The sequence below is a fragment of the Saccharopolyspora elongata genome (genome assembly GCF_004348985.1).
Lineage (GTDB): Bacteria > Actinomycetota > Actinomycetes > Mycobacteriales > Pseudonocardiaceae > Saccharopolyspora > Saccharopolyspora elongata.
On sequence record NZ_SMKW01000179.1, the window covers coordinates 1 to 5,000 of the forward strand.

A 5,000-nucleotide genomic window follows, 5' to 3' on the forward strand; every position below is an offset into this window, starting at 1 on the left:
CTACGCTGAGCATCGGGTCGTACCTTCCCAGCCAGCGTTGCAGCGCTGGCCATGCTTGGAACCTTGCATCCGATCACTGGGAAGGTACGCCCCTTCCCAGCCGATCCACAGGTCTCAAGCATTCCTCCGGAACGAAGCCCCCAAAGGCCTTTACTCCAGGGAAGTTGATCCTAACAAGTCGGACATCCCAGCAAAGAGCGGTCTTCTCCCGCTCACTGATCGGTCGTGGAGTGTTCATGGTTGCGGCACTGATCCGACACCGATCCCGCCTCTATGGTCACGCAGCTTGGCGAATTCTCGCCAGCGTCAGCCGGTTCTCGCGTCGCAGCGAAGGAGAAGCCCGTGGACCGTCGCAAGTTCCTCCGTGGTCGGCGGCAGCGTGGTCACTTTGGAATTCAGCGTGACCCGGGAGTCGATCGCCTACCCCGCCAAGACCGGGCCCAGCCCCTACGGCGCACTGCAGGCCGCTGAAGCCAATGGTATCCAGCTGCCCGCCGGCTTCAGTGTGACTGCGCAGTCCACATGGAAGAAATCGACTGCCAGCATGGCCGAGGCCTGCGTGCGCAGAAACTGCCGCCAGGTCGTGTCGGCGTTTCGGCGCTGGCGGTATCTGCTGTCGCCTGAGGAGCCTGCAGATCGTCGAAGCGCCAACGCGGTGGCTGAGTTTGAGGAGTTCGCTCTGGATTCGTTGATATCCCCAGGTCTCGTTCTCCGTTGCCATCCGCTCGATCAGCGCGGCGATCGCCTTGTTGATGGGCGGACGTCCGGATCGGTGCGGGTAGGTCCACTTCTTGGCGACCAGGCGGCGTCGGCGGCCTTCTCCTCTAGCCGGTCAAGCAGGGTGTCGTCGCGAGCACCCGAGGAGTCGACTGTTCAGGGTCGGGCAGGGCGCGAACCATGCGCAATAACGTCATCCGGCTGACCGCGGCCGCCAGGCGCTGTGTCAGCCGCGCGCCGGGGCGACCACCCAGCGCCAGCGCGACCGCGCACAACACCCGCTCCAGCACCGTAGTGCGCCGGCCATAGCGCGCCGCCAACTCAGGCACGGCTTCGGCGAAGGTCTTCTTGGCGCACTAGGTGTTATCGCAAAACAACCGGCGGACTCGTAGGCGAATCAGCACCTCGCGGCTGGAGATCGCGGTGTCGGACAACCGCCGTTGGTAGCGGCTGTGCACCCGATCAGACAGCGTTCCGCAGCCAGGACACGCCACGTGCCCGGCCCGCGTGCTCGCCTCGATCCGCACCACCGGTCCCGCAGCATGCACACCGTCTACTCGTAACTGGGCAAGATGCGGGAACAGGGCTTCGAGCACTCCAAGATCAGCGCACCGAGCACATGATCAACTATGTGGCGGATGGACGGCGCCCGGGTCCATCACGGAAACCGTGCCAGAGCCGCACCGGGCCCCTGGAGTTCGAACGAGAGCCAGCGCCGAACACCCACCGCCAGCACATGCGGCAGATCTGGAACGACACGCTCGAGGCTTGATCTTGCTCAGGCAGCAGTCGGAGATCGGGGCTCGATGCGCTGGCTTCGCATGGGGATTCGATCAGATCGGTCCGCACCTGTCGATGAAGCAGCTGGCGCAACACGTCGGGGCGGCCTCGTCCGCAAGTCCCTCGTGCCAGTGCTACTTCGCCCTCTCGTTGTCGAGTACTGCAGCGAGCAATCGATGGCGATCGATTTCCTCGGCCAGGGACAACTAGCCCGTCACCGGTTTCTACTGCTCGCCGGATGCGGCACAGGGTATCTGGGCTCACTCGGGGACACCGGTCAACACCTTGTCCTCCACCACTCGCCACCCAGCACTTCCGCAGCGCACAAGAGAACTACACCTGTCCCGCTGTGGTGTCCCGAACGAATCCCCGATGGGCCAGGCCGGACACCAAACCCTCCACCAACTCAAACCTTACTCATATAGCTGAATCCGTGGGTTTAGCCAAGACCGGATTCGCCACCGACTCACCCATCCGCACCTGGACGAACACGTTGGGTCGACGTATTGAAATGAGCCACTAGCCGCTATTCTCCGAACGTGCTCAGCCAGTCGCGGACCAACTGTCCGGTCGCCGCGCACCATGATCTGGAGGGTCCGTTTGCCGAAGGTGCCTGACGCTCGCAGACCCAGCCGTGATGCGGTCAACGCGCTGCGGATGCTTCTGGAGCGACACAATCACATCGTTCAGGAGGTGGACGGCCAGAACGACTTCGGCGAGGACCTGCACGTCACGTTCACCGAGGACGGTGAGGTCACCGGCGACCTGGTCAAGATCCAGGTCAAGGGCGGCCGGTCGTGGCGCAGGGCCGACGGGTACGCCGTGCCGATCGGTGATCACGGTGGCACATGGGCCGATGGCACCATTCCGGTGCTTTGCGTTGTGCATGACCCGGACACCAGCTGCCTCTACTGGGCCAATGCCACCAAGCAACTGCTGTCGGCGCGGCGTAACGGCGAGATGCCCAAAACTATCATCAGCCCGGACCAAAAGTTGGACGCCGAATCCATCGCGGATTTCGTCGCCGAGGTCAGAAACTACCTGGGCCGCTATCGGGGCAACCGGATCATCCAGGCCCAGTTGGGCGAGATGGCGGGCGTCGAGTTCGGGCCGTCGGACATCGTGCAGCACCATGTGAACGTGTTCGGCGAGGATCTGATCTTCTGGCAGCGCCGGGGCGAGGGATTCGCAACCCTGCTCCACAGCGACCTCGACTGGCATCCGGAGCACATCGGCCCTGAGCATTTCCATCCCGCCGGTCGACCAGGTCTGCTTCCCGGCATACCCGTGGTGGTGGAGAAGATAATGAGCATGGCCGAGGCACAGTGGCTGGCGGCCTGCTTCGATGCGACCCAGTGGGCGCGCAAACCTGCCGTCGACGATCCGCCGCTTCACACCAACATCGACGCACGGGACAACTACGTGGCCAGGCGAGTTGAACACCGTCTTCGGATCGAACCCGACACGTTGACCCGGTCGATTCAGAAGCTCCGCACCCAAACCGCGACCGACCACGATCTGGCTACCATCGCCACGGAGTTGGAATCGGATGCCGAGGCATATGCCGAAGTGCTCTCGAAACCGTGGCGCGAGATGTCGGACAAGGCGCGTCGGATCGTCACGTTCTACCTGGTCAAAGAAGTACACGTGGGTTCGCCTGCGCTGCCGATCGACGAGCAGTTCCGGATCGTCTGGCGATGCCCCCGGCCGACCGCGGAATACGGTTTCAACGCACGGGTCGGACGACCGAGTACGCGCATGTCATCGCACCGGGAGCTGGTACTGGCTTTCGAGCTCAGACCGGGCGACAGGATCTACTGGCTGAGCCGACACGGGAACGAGCGCGGCCGGAACGTGTCGGCCGTCTGGGATTCCGAGGACACACCCGGAACCGTCTGCGTGCTTTTCGATCAGCTCATGCTGGGAGACACCTTCTGGCCGGAGGAGCGGTTCGTCCGGAAGGTGCCCACCAAGCCGCAGTGATGGCACAGTCAGCAGCCCCCGACGATCAGGCAGATCCGTTCGCGGATCGCCTCACCGATCGTCTTCGGTCGGCCCCGTTCCATCGTGAGGCCAGCGCGTCGAACTCCGCTCGTTGAACGCGTGGATCACATCGCACACGTAGTCGGAGCTGACTCGAGCAACGAGGTGACGTACTGGACCGCCTGGACCTGGCCGGACACCAGCACCACGACCGCCTCCCACCGTCGGTCTGCGGGACCGGCCTCGCCGGCCCCGTCCCAGGCTTGGGGCAATGCCCGATTCTGCAGTCACAAAGCAAAACCGCCTGTCCCGCCGAGGAGCCCCGGAAGTGACCTCCTCGGGACAGCAATAAGCCCTGCCTCAACCGATTTCAGGAAGCAGGAGGCGTGTAGTCAGCGTGCAAGTCACCCCTCGGACACTCAATTACCCCATGGTAAGGGGTCTTGTCGCTGGTCAGGCTCGGTCGGATGTCACGACCGAGCCTGACTTGACGATGATCAGGTTGTTGCCTCGCAGGAGCCGGGCAGTCCGTGCCGTTTGTACGAGGAGATCCCGGCCGGGGACGACATGCTCGTCCTCCCGGAGGTCTTCGGCCCCCGCTGCAGTGCTGGCCGAGGTGGTCAGTACGGGAAAACCCGACCCAGGGTCACCGTCACTCAGTTCGCATCGAAGGCTGGCTCCGGCCGCTCGACGTCGCGTGCGATCGGCGCACGACTCGTGGCACCGATCGCCCGCAAGAGGCCAGGGCCGACCTCCGACCAGCCGATCAGGAGGCGTGTCCGCCTTACCGAACTCGCCAGCGACGAGATGCTCCGCCGTGCTCAGCGCGAGTAGTCGGCGGGCGGGCCGCGGCACGCCGTGCGACGCTGCCCTTGCCTATAACCTCATCCGCCCTGGTGCGAGGCGGTGTCCGGGTAGGTCGACCGTAGTCGCTTTGAGCGAACGCTTTCGCTGCTGTCGAGCACCACGGCAGGATGATCGACTGTGCGGTTGCGACTGGCCTACCTGGCTGTGACAAATACGTTCGCCATGCGGCGCATGCTGCCAATGAGCGACCGAGACAAGGACATCGAGATCCTCGCGTTGCGCCATCAGATCACGGCGCTAGAGCGTCAGCTCGGTCAAGAGAGAGTGCACTTCGCCCCAGCTGATCGAGCGTTTCTGCCAGCGCTACCGCACTCGCTGCCACGGAACGTGCAGCGCAGGCTGCGGCTGCTGGTACGCCCCGACACCGTGCTGCGCTGGCACCACGACCTCATCGCACGCCGCCACGCTGCCCTTTCCAAACCAAAAGCGCTGCGCCTGGCAAAAGAGAACCCAAACTGGCGATACCGCCGCCTTCACGGCGAACTGCTCACCCTGAACGTAACAGTCGCCGCCTCGCCCGTGTGGGAATCCTCAAGGATGGGAATCGACCCGGCACCCGAACGGAACTCCCGCCCTACGTGAGTTCGAGAGATTCTACAACGAACACCGGCCCCATCGAGGCATCACCAACACCCGCCCGCTATGCCCACTCC

General features: G+C 63.9%; 4 protein-coding genes. 2 read left to right on the forward strand and 2 right to left on the reverse strand.

Translation table 11 applies throughout. From position 1 onward, the window contains the following. Positions 1-824: 824 nt before the first annotated feature. Together E1288_RS45930 and E1288_RS50690 are read right to left on the reverse strand one after the other, a co-directional pair. Complete coding sequence (locus E1288_RS45930; RefSeq protein WP_132495587.1) at positions 825-1,046, reverse strand: hypothetical protein; 222 nt, start codon at positions 1,044-1,046, stop codon at positions 825-827. 27 nt (positions 1,047-1,073) lie between these two features. Next, positions 1,074-1,313, reverse strand: a complete 240-nt coding sequence (locus E1288_RS50690) for a transposase family protein (RefSeq protein ID WP_132495589.1) — start codon at positions 1,311-1,313, stop codon at positions 1,074-1,076. 766 nt (positions 1,314-2,079) lie between these two features. Between E1288_RS50690 and E1288_RS45940 the strand changes: the two genes are divergently transcribed. Both E1288_RS45940 and E1288_RS49645 read left to right on the forward strand, forming a co-directional pair. Beyond that, positions 2,080-3,480 (forward strand): DUF4365 domain-containing protein, encoded by a 1,401-nt coding sequence (locus tag E1288_RS45940; protein WP_268952040.1) that lies wholly within the window; start codon positions 2,080-2,082, stop codon positions 3,478-3,480. 984 nt (positions 3,481-4,464) lie between these two features. Next, positions 4,465-4,929 (forward strand): hypothetical protein, encoded by a 465-nt coding sequence (locus tag E1288_RS49645; protein WP_235884298.1) that lies wholly within the window; start codon positions 4,465-4,467, stop codon positions 4,927-4,929. Positions 4,930-5,000: the final 71 nt, after the last annotated feature.

What these genes read in the sequence shown, in the direction of transcription:
- E1288_RS45940 (WP_268952040.1), top strand. Translation starts at nt 2,080, where the DNA reads ATGATCTGGAGGGTCCGTTTGCCGAAGGTGCCTGACGCTCGCAGACCC.